At 60.1% G+C, this 16,056-nt stretch carries 12 protein-coding genes; 5 read left to right on the top strand and 7 right to left on the bottom strand.

What is annotated here, in order from left to right; translation table 11 throughout:
• Position 1 precedes the first annotated feature (1 nt).
• Together EGH21_RS07855 and EGH21_RS07850 are read right to left on the bottom strand one after the other, a co-directional pair.
• Positions 2–1,822: an outer membrane protein assembly factor BamB family protein gene (locus tag EGH21_RS07855; RefSeq protein WP_220617911.1), complete on the bottom strand. Its 1,821-nt coding sequence runs from the start codon at positions 1,820–1,822 to the stop codon at positions 2–4.
• Between the two features lie 101 nt (positions 1,823–1,923).
• Positions 1,924–2,463, bottom strand: coding sequence for a hypothetical protein (locus EGH21_RS07850; RefSeq protein WP_220617910.1), 540 nt, complete (start codon positions 2,461–2,463; stop codon positions 1,924–1,926).
• Positions 2,464–2,584: 121 nt separating this feature from the next.
• Here EGH21_RS07850 and EGH21_RS07845 point away from each other — a divergent pair, with 121 nt between their 5' ends.
• The gene (locus EGH21_RS07845; RefSeq protein ID WP_220617909.1) at positions 2,585–3,535 is read left to right on the top strand and encodes a succinylglutamate desuccinylase/aspartoacylase family protein; all 951 of its coding nucleotides are present in this window, start codon (positions 2,585–2,587) and stop codon (positions 3,533–3,535) included.
• A gap of 299 nt (positions 3,536–3,834) precedes the next feature.
• On the opposite strand, the gene EGH21_RS07840 is transcribed toward EGH21_RS07845, so the two are convergent.
• On the bottom strand, positions 3,835–4,728 hold the full coding sequence (locus EGH21_RS07840; RefSeq protein ID WP_220617908.1) for a formate/nitrite transporter family protein: 894 nt from the start codon (positions 4,726–4,728) through the stop codon (positions 3,835–3,837).
• A gap of 263 nt (positions 4,729–4,991) precedes the next feature.
• Between EGH21_RS07840 and EGH21_RS07835 the strand changes: the two genes are divergently transcribed.
• Positions 4,992–6,239, top strand: a complete 1,248-nt coding sequence (locus EGH21_RS07835) for a site-specific integrase (RefSeq protein WP_166968107.1) — start codon at positions 4,992–4,994, stop codon at positions 6,237–6,239.
• Positions 6,240–6,250: 11 nt separating this feature from the next.
• On the opposite strand, the gene EGH21_RS07830 is transcribed toward EGH21_RS07835, so the two are convergent.
• Both EGH21_RS07830 and EGH21_RS07825 read right to left on the bottom strand, forming a co-directional pair.
• Positions 6,251–6,439, bottom strand: coding sequence for a hypothetical protein (locus EGH21_RS07830; protein WP_166968105.1), 189 nt, complete (start codon positions 6,437–6,439; stop codon positions 6,251–6,253).
• A complete protein-coding gene (locus EGH21_RS07825) occupies positions 6,436–6,582 on the bottom strand; it encodes a hypothetical protein (RefSeq protein ID WP_166968103.1) in 147 nt (48 codons plus the stop codon). The genes EGH21_RS07830 and EGH21_RS07825 overlap by 4 nt, the downstream gene beginning before the upstream one ends.
• Positions 6,583–7,134: 552 nt before the next feature.
• On the opposite strand from EGH21_RS07825, the gene EGH21_RS07820 reads away from it, so the two are divergent.
• From EGH21_RS07820 to EGH21_RS07810, 3 genes are all read left to right on the top strand, one after another.
• Complete coding sequence (locus EGH21_RS07820) at positions 7,135–7,791, top strand: DUF8102 family protein (protein ID WP_166968101.1); 657 nt, start codon at positions 7,135–7,137, stop codon at positions 7,789–7,791.
• A gap of 1,710 nt (positions 7,792–9,501) precedes the next feature.
• Entirely contained in the window at positions 9,502–13,383 is a 3,882-nt protein-coding gene (locus EGH21_RS07815; RefSeq protein WP_220617907.1) for an MrcB family domain-containing protein, read from the top strand.
• Complete coding sequence (locus tag EGH21_RS07810) at positions 13,364–14,698, top strand: hypothetical protein (RefSeq protein ID WP_220617906.1); 1,335 nt, start codon at positions 13,364–13,366, stop codon at positions 14,696–14,698. The genes EGH21_RS07815 and EGH21_RS07810 overlap by 20 nt, the downstream gene beginning before the upstream one ends.
• 402 nt (positions 14,699–15,100) lie before the next feature.
• On the opposite strand, the gene EGH21_RS07805 is transcribed toward EGH21_RS07810, so the two are convergent.
• Both EGH21_RS07805 and EGH21_RS07800 read right to left on the bottom strand, forming a co-directional pair.
• Positions 15,101–15,769, bottom strand: a complete 669-nt coding sequence (locus EGH21_RS07805) for a recombinase family protein (RefSeq protein ID WP_166968093.1) — start codon at positions 15,767–15,769, stop codon at positions 15,101–15,103.
• Positions 15,762–15,914: a hypothetical protein gene (locus EGH21_RS07800; protein WP_166968091.1), complete on the bottom strand. Its 153-nt coding sequence runs from the start codon at positions 15,912–15,914 to the stop codon at positions 15,762–15,764. Before EGH21_RS07800 ends, EGH21_RS07805 begins: the two co-directional genes overlap by 8 nt.
• Between the last annotated feature and the right edge of the window lie 142 nt (positions 15,915–16,056).

The raw sequence follows: 16,056 nt of genomic DNA, 5'->3' as shown, positions 1-16,056 counted from the left end.
GTCAGTCCTCGACGGTCAGGACGACGGTCGTCTCGTCGGTGACGCCGTCCTCGTCGGTGACGGTGAGCGTGACGTGCCAGTCGCCACAGACGCCGTCGAGTTCGACGCTCGTCTCGACGCCGGAGCGGTCGTCGTGACCGTTGACCGTCCACTCGTAGGCAGCGAGGTCGCTCGTCCCGCCCGTCGAGGCGCTGGCGTCGAGGGTCACCGTCGCGCCGCTCTCGAAGGTCCGGGCTTCGGCGTCCGGCGGTTCCGTCTCGATGCGGGCGACAGGACCCTCGTCGGTGTGCTCTGACACCGTGACGGACTTGCTCGTCGAGGCGGCCCACCCGTAGTCGTTCTCGACGGTGAGTGTCACCGTCCGCTCGCCACTCCCCTCGAACGTGTACCGGGCCGGGTCGGTCACGGCGTCGGTACGGACGTCCGTCTCGCCGTCGCCGTCGACGTCCCAGCGGAACGCCGCGTCGCCGACGGCCGTGAGGTCACCGAACGCGTCCGAGCGGTTCTCGAACTCGACGGGCGTCCCCTGTACGACCTCGTCCGGAACGGTGAACTCCGGGACGGGTTCGGCCGAGGCGACCGACTCATCGCCCGATTCCAGCGCGACGAGCGTCGGGTCCGCGTCGTCGGCCTCGGCGAACTCGCCGACGTAGACCCGACCGTCGACGGCCACCGGCGGGACGACGACCCGGACGTCCGGGCTAGAGCGGTACTGCCCGACCGGGTCGCCACTGCCGGCGTCGAGGGCGTAGACGCCCGCTTCCTCCGTGCCGACGTAGACGACGTCGCCGGCGACGGTCGGCGAACTGCTGACGGTGGCCGCCGGCGCGTCGAACGTCCAGCGGCGCCGGCCGGTGGCCGCGTCGAACGCGGAGAGGCCGTCGCCGTCCGGGAAGTAGACCGTCCCGTCCGCGACGGCGGGGGACTGCTCGGTGTAGTTCCCGGGCGTGAACCCGTCGATGGCGACCCGCCACTGCTGGGTGCCGTCGAGCGAGAGCGCGTACAGCGCGTTGTCCGTGGCGAAGAAGACCCGCCCGTCGGCCACCGTCGGCGTCGCGACGTTCCCGACGTATCGCGCCCCCGTTCTGGGGAAGCCAGCGCCCCACCGCTGGTCGCCGGTGGCGGCGTCGAGGGCGTACAGTTCGCCGACGCCGGCGTCCGTGCCGACGGCCGCGTACGCCACGCCGTCTGCGACGGCCACGGCCGTCATCGACGCGGTACTGCCGGGCAGTTCCGTCCCGGCCTGGAAGGCCCACCGCTCGGTCCCGTCGGTCGTGTTCCGCGCCGCGATTCGCCCCTCGTCGCCGGCACCGGGGAGGTAGACGGCGCCGTCGGCGACGGTCGGCGACGGTTCGAAGAGACCGCCTCTGTCGACGTGCCACCGACCCTCCCCGGTCGCGGCGTCGAGTGCGAACAGTCCCCCGAGGCCCCCGACGAACACCAGTCCGTCGGCTACGGCCGGTGAGCACTGGGTCACGGCCGTCTCCGTCCGCCACAGTTCGGTCCCGTCCGCGTCCACGGCGTGGACGGTATTGTCGCCGCGCGTGGCCGAGAGGAAGTACAGGGTGTCGTCGGCGACGGCGGGCGCGGAGGGACAACCGTCCGCGCCCGGTCGCTGGAACCGCCACGCCGGACCGAGCGCCGTCGACGGGGCACTCGCGTCCGTCTGTCCTGTCTTGGCCGCGTCGTACTGGAGTTGGGCGGACTGCGTCGGCGTGGTCGACGCCGACCCGTCGGTCGCAGTAGCGGCGTCGCCCGCGAACGCGCCGCCGAGTGCGAGGCCCGCCGCAACGAGGACCGTGCGTCTATCAGGGGTACGCATACCGCGTCCAGTACCGCCTCCCGATTCCCTATGCAGTCGCTATCGCGTCGCGCCCGCGGTTAACTCGGTCTTAAGCGACTGGGGCCGGGAGCCGAGTGGCCTCACGTGACGTCGCGACGCTCGCTGAAGGTCGCCGACCCACCCTCCCAGCGGACGACCGTCTCTATCGTTATCTCGCCGTCGTTCTGTTTTATCTTCGCCCCGCCGACGAGGCCGACATCGATGCGTTTGGTCTCGGTCCGCGACGCGTCCGAGGCGAGGGTGCCGACGGACTCCTCGGCGTTCCAGACCGTGTCGTTGCCGGCGTAGATGTTGGTCGTGACCGTGACGTTCTCGCGTGCGTTCCCGCCGTTGTTCGTTATCGCGACCGTGACGTCTCGGCACGTCTCGCCGCACTTCTCGATGCTCCGGATGTCGATGGTGAACGGGCGGACGTGGTTCTCGCCCGGCGTGTTCTCGTTCGGCGTCGCGGTCGGTCCCGTCGGCGTCGTCTGCGTGCCGTTATCGGCGCCGAACGGACCGACGCCGAGGGCGACGATACCACCTGCCGCGAGGAGGAGCGCACCGACGACGAGTCCGACCGCGACCACCGTCGCACTCGCTCTACGTGACGTCTCCGACCCCGACTTCGAATCAGTCATGTCCTCACCTAGTCCGGGGTACGGGATGCTTATTCGCCGGCTAATCGGCACCCGCCACCGGTCGGCTTAGCCGCCCGATAGTAACGGGTGCCCGGACCGTCACTGCGAACGAGTCGTCACTATGGGACCCTCATCGAAGCCGTCGGCGTCGACGGTCCTCGTCCTCGCCGTCACGGTTCTCGTCACGGCCGTCGTCGTCACCGGGCCGCTGGCGGTCGGGACGTCACTGGCGAGCAGGTTCGCCCCCGCCGAGTTCGCCGCCACGGAGGCGTCGACGCCGGGCGAGCGACCCGGGACCACTCAGACGACGACACCCACGCCCACTCCGACCGTCACGACGACCGAACCGACACGGACGCCGACCACGACGACGGCGACCGACGACCGCCGATACCGGTACACGCTCCGCGAGGGCGCGAACGCGACGACCGTCCACGTCTCCGACTCCGGTCGTCCGGGACCGACCGTCGTGGTCGTCGGCGGGCAACACGGCAACGAACCGGCCGGCGCGGTGGCCGCGAGAGACGTGGCGACGTGGGAAGTCGAACGCGGAACGCTCGTCGTCGTCCCCGAAGCGAACCCGCGTGCGCTGGACAACGGAACCCGCGAGGTCGACGGCCGCGACCTGAACGCGCAGTTCCCCGTCGGCGACCGGCCGACCAGTCGGCAGGCCCGCGCCATCTGGAGCGTCCTCGTCCGGCACGACGCCGACGTCGTGGTCGACCTCCACAGTTCCGACGGCATCTACGGCGTCGACGGCGGCGTCGGACAGGCCGTCTTCCCGACCGTGACCGGCGACGCCGTGCCCCACGCCGAGACGGCTATCGCCCGAGTGAACGACGAGTACCGCCTCGACGGGCCCCGGTCGTTCCGCCGGGGCAACGCGATGGGCCGGTCCGGCCGCTCGCTCACCCGGAAGGTCGCCGGCGACCTGAACGAGACGGCCTACATCGTCGAGACGACGAAACGGAACACCACCCGGCGGACGCGCGTCGAGTGGACGACGTCGGTCACGTGGGAGGTACTCCGACTGCACGGCGTCGTCTCGGGCGAACGGCCAGCCCCCGAGTGAGCGACGTACTCGCGGTCTGGCCGAATCAGGCGCTCATCAGCCCGCGAATTGCGTACTGGCGACTGCAATGACTTGGGGACCGTAATGCCCCGGAACCGAAACGGACCGAACGACGGCGGTCGTCGAACGACAGAACAGGGTCGGCCAGACGACGCGGACCCGCAAGGAGACGACACTGCCGACACAGCCACGGAGTGGTTCGCCGCCACGGCTGTCAGGGCCGGTTTGACGGTCATCGGCGTCCCTATCGGCGCCTGCAGGCGTCTCGTGGGAGGCACTCACCGCTCGGTGGCCACTCCTCAGTCGCCGGTCGTCCCGGACGGTTCCCCGTGGTCTGCCTCCTCCCCCTCCGTGGCGTCGTCGCTATCCGAGAGGTCGTACTCCGAGCGGTCGGTCAACGCGACGTGCCCGTAGTTGAGCAGCCCGACGAACACCGACCCGCCGACGATGTTGCCGACGGTGGTCCACGCGAGGAAGCGGAGGAAGCCCCCGACCGTCACGCCCTGGCCGAGGAGCGCCGCCGTCAGCACCTCCGTCGTCCCGAGCAGCGCGTGGTGGAACGGTGCGAACCCGATGCCGCCCGTGACGAACACGACGATGAAGAAGCGACTGACGGTGTCCTCCGTGGCGGCGACCAGCCACGTGACCAGCCCCATCAACCAGCCCGCGACGACGCCGCTGAACATGATGGTCGGCCCCGAGAATGGGAGGAGGTTCGCCGCGAGCGCCCCGTAGGCCGACGGGTCCACGATTTGCAGCGACGGCCCCAGGGTCGCGATGAGCAGCGCGAACCCGCCACAGCCCAGCAGGTTCGCGACGTAGACCGTCGTCCAGAGCTGTCCCATCTCCCCGAGCGACGCCCGTCCGTCCAGCACCGGCAGTATCGCCATCGTGGTGTGGGCGGTGAACAGTTCCGTCTGCCCGAGGATGACGAACAGGAACCCGATGGTCGACGCGCCGGCGAGCGCGACCTGTTGGACCAGTGCCGACTCGAACCCGCCGGAGAAGGACAGGACCATTCCGATGAACAGTGCGCCGAAGCTCACATTCAGGCCAGCGGCCAGTCCGGAGACGAACACCGCCGACTGTGGGCGGTCGATCTCTCGGAGCGCGTCGACCATCTCTCGCTCCAAGATGTCGTGATACGAGAGAAACCCGGCGGCGTCGTCGCGCCGTGACGAGGACGTTGACATCGCCACGTCGTTTGCCAGCCGGCCTGTTCAATCCCGCGTCCTCACGTCGCCCGTACTCTCGTGGGCGCGCCGGGCTCGAATGCGAGTGAATCGCCAGATTACGACGGCGCGCGAGTTGGAGGACGACGTAATCTCAGGGCGGATGAGACGACTTCAGTCGAACGCGGTCGCTGTCCGGTCGATACGGAACGAACTGCAGGAAAATGCCGCCTCCCGGACCTCAACTGGTGGTTTACATGCCGGTATGACATCCCCCCATGTAGATGACGAGAAACGCAGATCGTCGCATCGAGAATCTGCAGGGCCGCATTGAGCGCGCCGAGGAGATGAGTGGAGACAACCGAGACGTACTGCAGGCCTTCGACAACCGACTGGCCCTGCTCGGGAGTCAGTACGGCAAGGAGCGCCGTGAGAAGCTCCTCAGGCATTGTGTACGCATCGCCGAGGAAGTCGGTGGACTGGCTGACGCCCTCGACGACAAGCGGGCGGCCGAGGACATCGTCCGCTGGATTCACGACACCTACGACAACGAAGAGTCCAACCGGGATTACCGAGTCGCGCTGCGAATGTTCGGGAAGCACGTCAGCGACGGCGACGAGATTCCCGACAGTATCGCGTGGGTCTCCGCGACCACGTCGAAGGACTACAACCCCATGCCGAACCCGGCGAAGATGCTCTGGTGGGACGAACATATCAAGCCCATGCTCGAAGAGTGCCGCCACGCCCGAGACAAGGCGCTCATCGCCGTCGCCTGGGACTCTGGAGCCCGTAGCGGGGAAATCCGGAACCTCTCCGTCGGAGACGTTTCTGACCACAAATACGGCCTGCGTATCTCCGTCGACGGGAAGAAGGGCGAGCGGTCGGTCATCCTCACGACCGCCGTCCCTTTCCTCCAGCAGTGGCTGAGCGTCCATCCGGGCAAGAACCAGCCAGAGGCCCCGCTCTGGTCCAAACTGAGCAAGCCCGAGGACATCAGCTACCAGATGAAGCTCAAGATTCTCAAGAAGCACGCCCGGAAGGCTGGCATCACGCACGCCGACGTGACGTTCACCCGGATGCGGAAGTCGTCGGCGTCCTACCTCGCTTCCGACGGCGTGAATCAGGCCCACATCGAGGACCATCACGGCTGGGACCGCGGCTCGAAGGTCGCCTCTCGCTATGTCGCTGTCTTCGGTGACGCTAACGACCGCGCTATCGCGCAGGCCCACGGCGTCGACGTCGAGGAAGACGAGTCCGACCCAATTGCGCCGGTGACGTGCCCACGATGCCGGAACGAAACCCCTCGTGACGAACCCACCTGTGTCTGGTGTAGTCAGGCGATGGACACCGCAGCGGTCGAAGAGCTGGAAGCGGACCAACGAGAGACCCGTGCCGAGCTGCTCCGAATCGCTCGCGACGATCCCGAGCTTCTCGGCAATCTCGAAAACGTCGAGCGGTTCATCGAACTCGGCGACGAGAACCCCGAACTCCTCCGTGAAGCACGGGAGTTCGCGAGTGCCGGCGGCAACTGAAACAGACACGGCTACACCTCCTCCTTGGCGCGCTCGATCTCCGCTTCAACGTCGTGGAGGAGCGGTTCGTTTCCGTACCGGACCAGCGCACTCAGTGCAAGTGCGCGGACGAACTCGTCGTTTCCGTGCTTGAGGATACGAACGAGCGTCTCCTTGTTCTCCTGAACGAACTGGTCCCCGTCTGCTCTCTTCGCCGTCATTGAATCACCCCCTGCGGTGACAGTCCGAAGTCGTTCGGCGTGTGGCTCTCGACGTGGAAGGAGGCTTTCTTGTCACGTAGGTCGACCCCACAAGCGGGACACTTGACGAGTCGAATCTTGTCGTGGCCGAACCGCTCTATCATCGGCCGGCACCTCGCTCGGTGAGAGTCGTTTCTTCGGGGCGATCCGCTATGATCAGTCCATCGTTTTTGCTTTCCATAGTCCGGTGATGGGCCGGTTAGGCCGGCGAGACCGGAGCCGCCGAAAACAGAACGAACCCGAACTCTCATTAGCAACGATTGCTAATGTGTTAACACGGTCGTCCTGTTGTACGTGCGTATAGGACGGCTCCCATATCGGTTGTTTCAACGACGGGCCACGGTGACGGGTGGTAGGACACCCGAGCGGCCTCCCGTTCTACGGGTGGTGCCTGTCGTTGGACGATTCAGACGCGTTGAGCGATATCTTTAATTCGGAGATCTTAGTGGTTCCTGTGTGTTGCCCTCCTCAAGTAGGCGTTCCAGGGTGTCACTCCAAGATTCTCCGGTGTCCTTGACATCGCTCACTTTGTCTCGAGTACTGGGACGGACGGGGATCGACGTCCATCCTTCATCGGAGTTCACCGACATACACCCCTCAATGAATCCCGGGTAATTAGGCTTTTGTGTACCCATGGTTAGTACATACTGTTAATCATGTGTACCACCGACGAATTAGACGATGACCCCGAGGACGAAAGGGAGAGCTGGCTCAGGCATAACAAAGATCCGCATGATCGACCCCAGGGACTTCTCACCTACGATGACCGAGAATACCTGCTGGGAGAAAAAGACATCAGTGACGCATCGGAGACGCAGCTACGCCAGCGGATGCGTGACCGGATACGGAACGGTCTCGTAGACTTCGAACTGCTCTTCCACTACCTGGATGACCGTGATTTGCAGACTATATTTAGCGACATCACTGAGCCGCCAGAGGGTTCAGAGATCAGCGAGGTGTACGACGGTATTCGGTGGGCTCTCGCATTCAGCTATTATGGCATCACTGAGCACACTCATGTGAACTTCGAACGACTCCTAGAGGAAGCCATCGAGATAGGGAGTAACCGGAGCCGGAAGGCGACGGAAGGAGAGCATCAGAAGGCGGCTATTGCGTCGGTGAACATCGAGGTAGATTGGCGTGTCCGATTCGTCGACCCCGAGCGCGCGATGGAGAAGCTTCGAGACGGTGAGTGGCTCACCGATAAGGAGATTGGTGCTCTGGTAAGGCACGGTGATCTCGATAACGAGGATTTGGAACGTCTGCGAGAAGACGACATATTGGACAGCGACACGGCCACTGACAAAGAATAACCCACCGATCAGAACGCTTCTCACGGGCCGGAATTGATAATTTGGTTCTGTTGCGAGTCTCAAGGCCGGAAATACGGGCATGCAGTCACGGTCACCTTATTCGATCCGGCCACGTGTCCGCTTGCCCGATATGGATAGGCAATTCGCCGCCCAATTGCCGGCGATAACCCACACTGAGAGAGCGGAGAAGAATAAAAAAGGACCCAGGCGTGGCGGTAATGGTCGGATCCATCTTGCCCACCTCAACGAGTACCGGAACAGGCGTGCCTCAGAGAGATAGAGCGGGAACCAACGAATCGGGAGCATCCCGCGAGGGACAGGCGAACAAGGCCAGCGCCTATCGCTCCCGCCATTATAATGGCGCCCGTCGTGCGAATAGAACGGCCCACTGTGCCTGTCGCTGGTGCGGTCTCAGTGGGCGCCGCCTGCCAGTACATCCATCCCTACAGGCCCGTTTTCACAGACGGCGTCTCACGGGATAGAACGGATATCTCTCGGTTGGATTGGCGAAGCCGTCAACGGTGCTCATAGATATGGAGGACTGCCAGAATCAGTGGTTCGTTCGTGTCTGCGCGCCAGGCCGACCTCGATCTGTGATGGTGGCGATGTAAGAGCAATCTGCCCATTTGTCTCCGTCAACGATGGAGAAGTCGGGGTTTACGCGGACTGGTATCGTGTTCGATGCCAGCTATCCCCAGTTCAGTCGGTGACACTCGCGCTAGTCACACCGGTTCCGGGTCCCAAAGTCGGTTCGGCGCCTTTGGACGACCAGAACCGTGTGTAGACCCGGACAATAGTATCTCGCCCTGTCCGTGATGGCCGATAAATTGGACTGTCCATCGAGGATGAATGGCGTGAGTGGGTAAGGATGATCAGTCGGGCGCAGAATTGTCGGCCAGCAGAGCATGATTGCCGGGAGAATTGGTGGACATCGGGGAGCTAGTCGGTCCACTTCCTGTCTGGTCGGCCTTGTCAACCGGGGTTTGCTCGTGGCCCGGCCTATCCCACCTCTTGCTTTGCCGGGAGTGGACTTTCGGTGTCACTTGAGGCGGCCGAAAACGGTTTTTGCCGGTCAGGAATGGGTCTATCCCGGAAAACCGGCTGCAGCACAGCCAGCTCACAGGTCACGCTTCACCGGCCGAGAGTTGGGCGATATCGGGGAAGATGGTCAAGGAGCCGGGCGAACATCGACTCTGGATCCCATCTGATTCGCCTCAGGGGCCAGCATATTCGCCCTATTCTGTGGATGGGTTGGCCTTTTTGAAGTGGGTCACTCGGAAGGGTGATAGCGGTGCCTGCCGGCCAAGAACGGGTCCACTCCGGAGGGCCAGCTGCAGTGTTAGCCTATAGGCCACGCTCCGGCGGCCCAAATAGGAATTAGGTGTCGGTAAAAATAGGCAAACGGAAGAGAGGGTGTCATACAACGGATCTCACACTCGTTCTTCTCGCCCTCTACTCGTTCAATACAGACGAGTGCTCGAACATGTCACTCGGAGATCTGCCCGAAAGCTGCCACGAGTCGTGTGCTGAATACAGAGGATAGATACGGCGAAATGCCCGTGTGACACTGCGGTTTTTGACTGACATTTCCTAATCCAGCATGGCATACATGTACAAGAAAAGTCGAAATTTTCCGTTAGAATAACGCTTGAATGTTATGATCGAGCGTTGTCGGAAAAACAATAAGTGCTGGCTAAGGAACTGATTCCTATGACAGATTGGGGAGAAGCCGTTTGCCGGGAGATAGAACGGTTTCAGCAGTGGTCGTCGCGGGATGAATTCTGTGTTGAGGCATTGTTTACCCAGGCAAAGCCTCGGCTACAGTCGCAATTTCCTACTTCTAGTACACACCGCCAGTCGATGCGGAGGGCCCTTCAGGACCTGACATCCATTGGCGCGATCGAACGCCTTCGCCCAGGTGACTACAGAATCGTTGATCTTGAGACGGATGGCCTGGCACTTCAGTCAGTCTCAAAAGAGGGCGAATCACTGCTTGAGCAGTGGCAGGCAGTAGCTGAAGAACAGCCACAAGGAGAGCATTTCGACTTTGTGGACCCCTATGACTTTGATGGGTTTCAGACTAATGTTGAAGCGTTTATCTCAAGCCCTGATCTGGAGACATTCAAGGCTGTCCGGGATCACCTCAACAGCGGTGTCAGTACGGATTCGGGAAGCAACATCTACGAGAAGTGGACTGAGACAAAGGGGCGAGAACCCGAAGAATTAGCGACCTTGATCGGAGAGATCCAGGATGCGAGCAGTTATGACACTGGATGGGAAGATGAGCTAGATGCGAAGTGGATGGTTCGGGAGCTCTACGGCCGGTTTCACATCGATGAGGCGCCCCCAATAAACAGCCAGACGCTAGCTGGTTTGGAACTGTTTGGTTATCCCTCGACGGATGATTACAACGAGGCTCATGTTCATTACGAGGATTTCAAGCTTGACTATCTGGAGTTCTGTGGTCACGCCACCGAAGAGACTGACCATGAAGTGTCACTGAATATTGAGATCGGCCAGCTACTCCGAGTGATCACCGAAGTTGACAAAGACGGTTTAGAGGAGTTTGAGGGTCCCGCTCAAGTCGAATTACTTCTGGAGTCGATCACGGACCAACGGCGCATGGCCACGCCAGCGATGATCGGCCCCAAGCCCAGGGAGCTTGGGCTCAAATACGTATTAGGAGAAATAGCATCGAGGTATCCTGCGAAAGAGGAGATCTCCGGAAGTGAGGCTGAGCGAAGCGTTTCGAACTATCCCCGCCTGCAGGGCTGGTTAAAAAGTGAAGCGACGGCTGCAATCAAGGAGTTTGTCGCCGAGACAGACCTCGATTACAAAATCCGTGCTGGAATGGGCCAGGGGACAATGGCATATGACCCTTATGTGGCTGTCTTCGATAAAAATCACACTACGAGTACCCAAAACGGAATTTATGTTGTGTTTCTTTTTGACCCGGCTGCAGATAGTGTCTTTTTAACCCTGAATCAAGGCGCCCAAGAAGCAACCAAAGCAAGTCATTGCGCAGAGTCGGGTGCAAATACCTACGACCTGTTAGACCGAGCTGCCGAATCCTACAGAGAGGCGCTTGCAACGGTCCCTGACCGATTCACCGCACAGTCGCCTGAGTTGACTAATGATACTTCAAAGGCCCGAAAGTATGGGCGTGGGGCGATCTGTTATCGTGAATACGGTGAGACTGCATTCAAACAGTCCTCAGAGGATACTACCGGAGAAGATCTACAAAACATTATCAGCACCTATCAACAGTTGTTGAAGACTGTCGGCTCTACACCGACGATGACAATGCCAGCCGGCCAGATGTGGCGTATCGGGCCAGGCTCGGGCGGAGGACTATGGGAGGTATGGTCAGAGTGTGGGATTGCCTCCGTTGGGTTCGGGGGACATGAGCTGGCAGATGTCCAATCTGCCTCGCAGGACGTCCGTGAAAACTGGCAGAAGAATCAGAGCGAACAGCAGCTCTATGATTTCGTCACAAACATCGAGGACGGGGACCTCATCGTAGCAGGCTCACAGAAAGACAACTTGAGCCGTGTATATGGTTTTGGGGTCGTGACGGCTGGTTTTGATTCGACCGATCAAGATGCTGTCCTCGATGAATACAATGGCGACATTGAAATGCCTCATGACCGCTTCATCCAAGTCGATTGGTTCCCGGTCGCAGAGCAAGGACTACCGATCACGATCACCTACAATCAAGAGGTCTTCAATCAGTGGACCTTAGAAACCCTCTCAGAGGAGGCCTACCAGCAGATCGGCGCCGCAACGTGTCGGAAGCGCTCGTTTGTCGACACGGACCGTACGTATCAGGAGATTGCTGATGCTCTCCACACGACTTTGGGGCTAAGCGATGGGGAGACTAAAACGACCGAGAAGAAAACCAAATCTGGCCAACGACGGCTCCCATCGCTACCGGATATCGACAACCCTGCAACCGCCCCCTATTATTGGGTGAACCAGAGTGAGGGAAAAGCACCAGTCGCTGACAAGTACCTGCAGGCGGGTCTTGATGAGCGCTGGTCACACAACCTTGGGAAACTGGAGGTAGGTGACACCGTCTTCAATTATCACGACGGGGAGCTACTCGGCTATTCAGTCGTTGCGTCGGAAGCTTACGTGACAGAGGTCGATGGAGCATACAAACAGCAAATCGATGTCACTTTTACGCAATTTAAAGAGCCGATCGGGTTGACCGATCTCTATCCGATTTTCATCCAAGACAAATATCGCCTGGAGAAGTATAATCCGATGGGGCCCTCGGGCCCAAACCAGGAATACCTCTATTGTGTCTCCGAATCGGCTGGTGAGAAACTCATGCAGTTGGGGACTGCCCAACAGAATATAGATCGACTGGAAGACCGGCTCTCGTTACCACCGGTCGAACCAGACCTCCCGGAAGGACTCTACTATCCGAGTGAGCAGGCCGTTTCGATCCGAAATCAAATCAGAGCAGCGCTGAACGGCGGTAAACACATCGTGTTCACTGGCCCGCCAGGAACGGGAAAATCGAAACTGGCAACAGCAGTCTGTGCCCAGCTGACTGAGGCAGGGGTCATCGACGGCTCAGTGTTCACGACAGCAACAGCCGAGTGGACAGCATACGATACCGTCGGCGGCTACATGCCCAGCCAGAATGAAAAAGATGGGAGCCTAAAGTTCTCACCCGGGCAGTTCCTACGGTGCTTCCGGACAGATGAAGGAGACATCCGGACCAGGTGGCTGGTGATCGACGAACTCAACCGCTCGAATATCGACAAAGCGTTTGGCCAGTTGTTCTCGGTCCTGTCCGGTGACTCCGTCGAGCTCCCCTACGAACGCGATGACACAGTGAAGATTGACTGGGTCGATGACGGGACCCTCCAGGAACAGCGGGAAGCGATCGCAACCAACCCAGATCGCTATCCTGTGACACCGCAATGGCGGCTATTGGGGACTATGAACACGGCAGATAAAGCCTCACTCTATGAAATGTCCTATGCTTTCATGCGGCGCTTCGCGTTCATCCATGTCGGCATCCCCGAGCTGATCGAAGACGGTGACGTTCAGGCCTGGCTGTTGAATCCGGCAGCTGGTAAGGATAACTACGCCACCTCCTGGCTAGCGATCGACCCAACCACCGAGTTGGATATCGAAGAGGATGTAGATGACGACTCAGTCGGACTGGCTAGAACTCTCGACAATATTGGGGATCGAATCGCAGTCCTTTGGGCGAATATCAACGCCGGCCATGAAATCGGTCCCGCCCTTATTGAGGACCTTGTCTCTTACACGGCAGCTTATGATAGCGAGGCGGCAGGAAGTGCACTAACTAGTGCGGTGATATCACTAGTCTACCCTCAACTGGAGGGCTTGCGGCCTGATGAGCAGAAAGATCTGATTAATTCGCTAAACGATAGCACGACCATTCAGTGGGTCCACTCAGATCATGAGCCCGAAGACACGGAGGCTGGTGTCGAGGATGAAGGCCAGGTCGACAATGACCGCGAGGTGACCCCTGGTGTCGATATAGGGGCCCTGAAAGCCACTGCCGAAGATATGTTCGCTATCGACTTCGATGACAAAGACGACGCGTGAAACCCTCACTGAGAGGGTTCAGACAGAGCTCATAGCCTATCTAAAATCGGGGCGGCCGATTGGCCAGGAGCAGTTGGTACATGCTCTCGACAAAACGGGCCTCCAGATTCAGGACCTTGATCGGTTGCTCAGGATCCGGTTTGCCCTCTCGGAGCCAGTTCAGGACTACCTGTCGGAGCTTCACGATCGGCTCCGGCGGGTAAAAACCGACAGCACAGTCGAGAGCGAGGAGACTCGTGGGGAAATACGGGGGGCGATTGACTGGGGCCAGACCATCCGACAACGCTATTCGGAGCACCCAGGTGATACATCCAGGTTCGTGACACGGTCGGCAACAACTGAGTATCAACTACCACAAAACGTCTTGATGAAGGCCTTATTGTCGATTATTGCCGAGACAGCCAGGAGTGAGCTGCTGGAGATTGATTACCAGTGGCGACGCGACCGATGGGACGATGGCAATATCCAGTCCTTCCTGCGCCATTACAACCGAAACGTCCACCTGAACCGGATCAACGCCGATAGCGATACCAGGGTCACGCCAAAGGCTCTAGATCAGGCCCGGCAATCTCGTCAACCGCTCTACTATGAAGCCTACGACCTCTATCGACTGTACGAACGGCTTCTGGCCCGAGACTTCGATGACGATGACGCTGGGCGGGTGCTGTTGGAATCCCTATCTGTCCCCGAAACGGCAACCCTATTTGAACTGGCCGTTATCTTTGAGCTTCTCAACGCTTTCTCGGAGCAGGCGGAGGTAACGTTACGATCGATCGAGCGTGGCAGCGACGCGATTGCAGTCATGGCTGACAGTAACTGGGAGTATCGAATCTATCACGACAACACTGGACGGCTACGCTTTCACGAACCGGTGCCGGAGAACAATTCCGTACAATATATTCGCCAGTCACGGCGGGCACTTGACCGACACCGGGATATCATGGATCACGATACCAGGCGGTCCCTCTATTCAGGCCGGCCCGACATCGTGATAGAGCGCTATCCGATGGACCAAGCAGATGGCCAACCAAATCATGTGATTCTGGGAGAGATCAAACATACCGAAAGTCGGTCCACTCTCTCCGACGGAATCTACGAACTCATGCGGTATTTTGAATTCGCTAAGCCAGACCCGGGGCACGGTGGTTGGGATAGCTCATCGTACCTGTTGGGACGAGACGATATCAGTCTCTCCGGATTCATCGTGTCAGACGGCGTCGCGTTCGAACCTGAAGTCTCTGAGGTCGCACTTCAGCATTTGGTATATTCGTGGCTCGGAGAGCTCTCTATTGACGACCTCTTCGTCTTCAACTGAGCGCCACCGGTGACAATCGTAGATTCGCACGTTCAGCGAGATCTGACGCCCCGACAGAAGAAGCTACTGTTGGTCTGGCCACCCAGTTTTCCATAGAGCATATGAAAGAATGAGACACTCGCTCTTTGACGTCATTAAGGACGTCAGCTTTGTCTAACACTCAGCAAAACCGGTGATGGAGACCGAGCGATAACCGACTCGCGCGCTGTATTCAGCACGATACACTGAACATCACTTAGTTCTGACAGGGGGCCAGCGGTCAGCTCGCATGTAGTTGAGCACACGATTCTCCTCCGATAACATTGAAATTACCCATATTGTGAACTCTTCAATGACACCCTAAAACGGAAGATACAAATTGGCGAGTTCAGAGGATAAGATCCTCGGGATCGACGTCGTTGCTTATGGGCTCTCAGTCTCCTGGAGGTAGCGGTCGCGGCGGTCCATCACGCCCGACATCGTTGAGGGTGCGATGTCCAGCTCTTCTTGGACGTCGCGGTAAGTCGCTCCGTCCTCCACCATGCGGATGGCCTCGACGACGTGCTCAAAACGGCCCTCTCGGTCCGGCACCCACCGTTCGCCAGCGTCATCGAACTGGAAGCCGATAGGCGGGCGGCCGTGGTCGTACCCATTCTCAATGCGCTCCTGGACGGCCTCGCGGGCGCGCTCAATCTCCTTCTTTTTCGCCTCGTGTTCGCTGGCGGCTTGGAGGACTTCGACGGCGGCCTGCACCGGGTCCGACAGGTCCAGTCGTCCCTCCTGGAAGGTGTGCGCCTCAACGTCGTGTTCGCGGAGATCGAGGACGAGGCGCATCGTCTCGTCGAAGTCCCGGGCGAGGCGACGCTTGTCGTTGACGATGACCGCTGCGATCCCTCCAGACTGCACGCGCTCCCGGACGCGCTGGTACTCCTCTCGGCTCTCGTCGAAGCCCGAGGAGTGTTCTCCGTCGTCGTAGATGGCTTCGAGCTTGAGGCCGTTCTCGTCGGCGTACGTGCGGATGTGGTGCTTCTGGCGGTCGATGGACGTGTCCGACTCCTGGGAGATTCGGGTGTAGCCGACGGCGCTACTCATCGACGATGGTCACCTCTAGGGTGCTCCCCGACTTCACCTTCCAGTCGAGGCGCTTCCCGTCCAGTTGCATCGCTTCGGCGACACCCTTCGGCACCGTGACCTTGTACTGCCCGTTCGATCCCTGACTGACGCGTGTCTTCGGCATCTCTGTATAGGCCTTATGTTAGTCCTATACTTAGTCCTAATCTATCTGTTCGTGTAACCCCGGTTTCTCGAACGTAGGGCGTCAAAGAACGGCACTGTGGATTTGTCGCTTGAGTTCCAATCCCGCGGTGGGTTTCTCCCGC

The organism is Haloarcula rubra (assembly GCF_019599465.1).
Classification (GTDB): Archaea; Halobacteriota; Halobacteria; order Halobacteriales; family Haloarculaceae; genus Haloarcula; species Haloarcula rubra.
The sequence above is the reverse complement of the archived record's forward strand: the minus strand, read 5'-3'. Positions and strand labels throughout refer to the sequence as shown.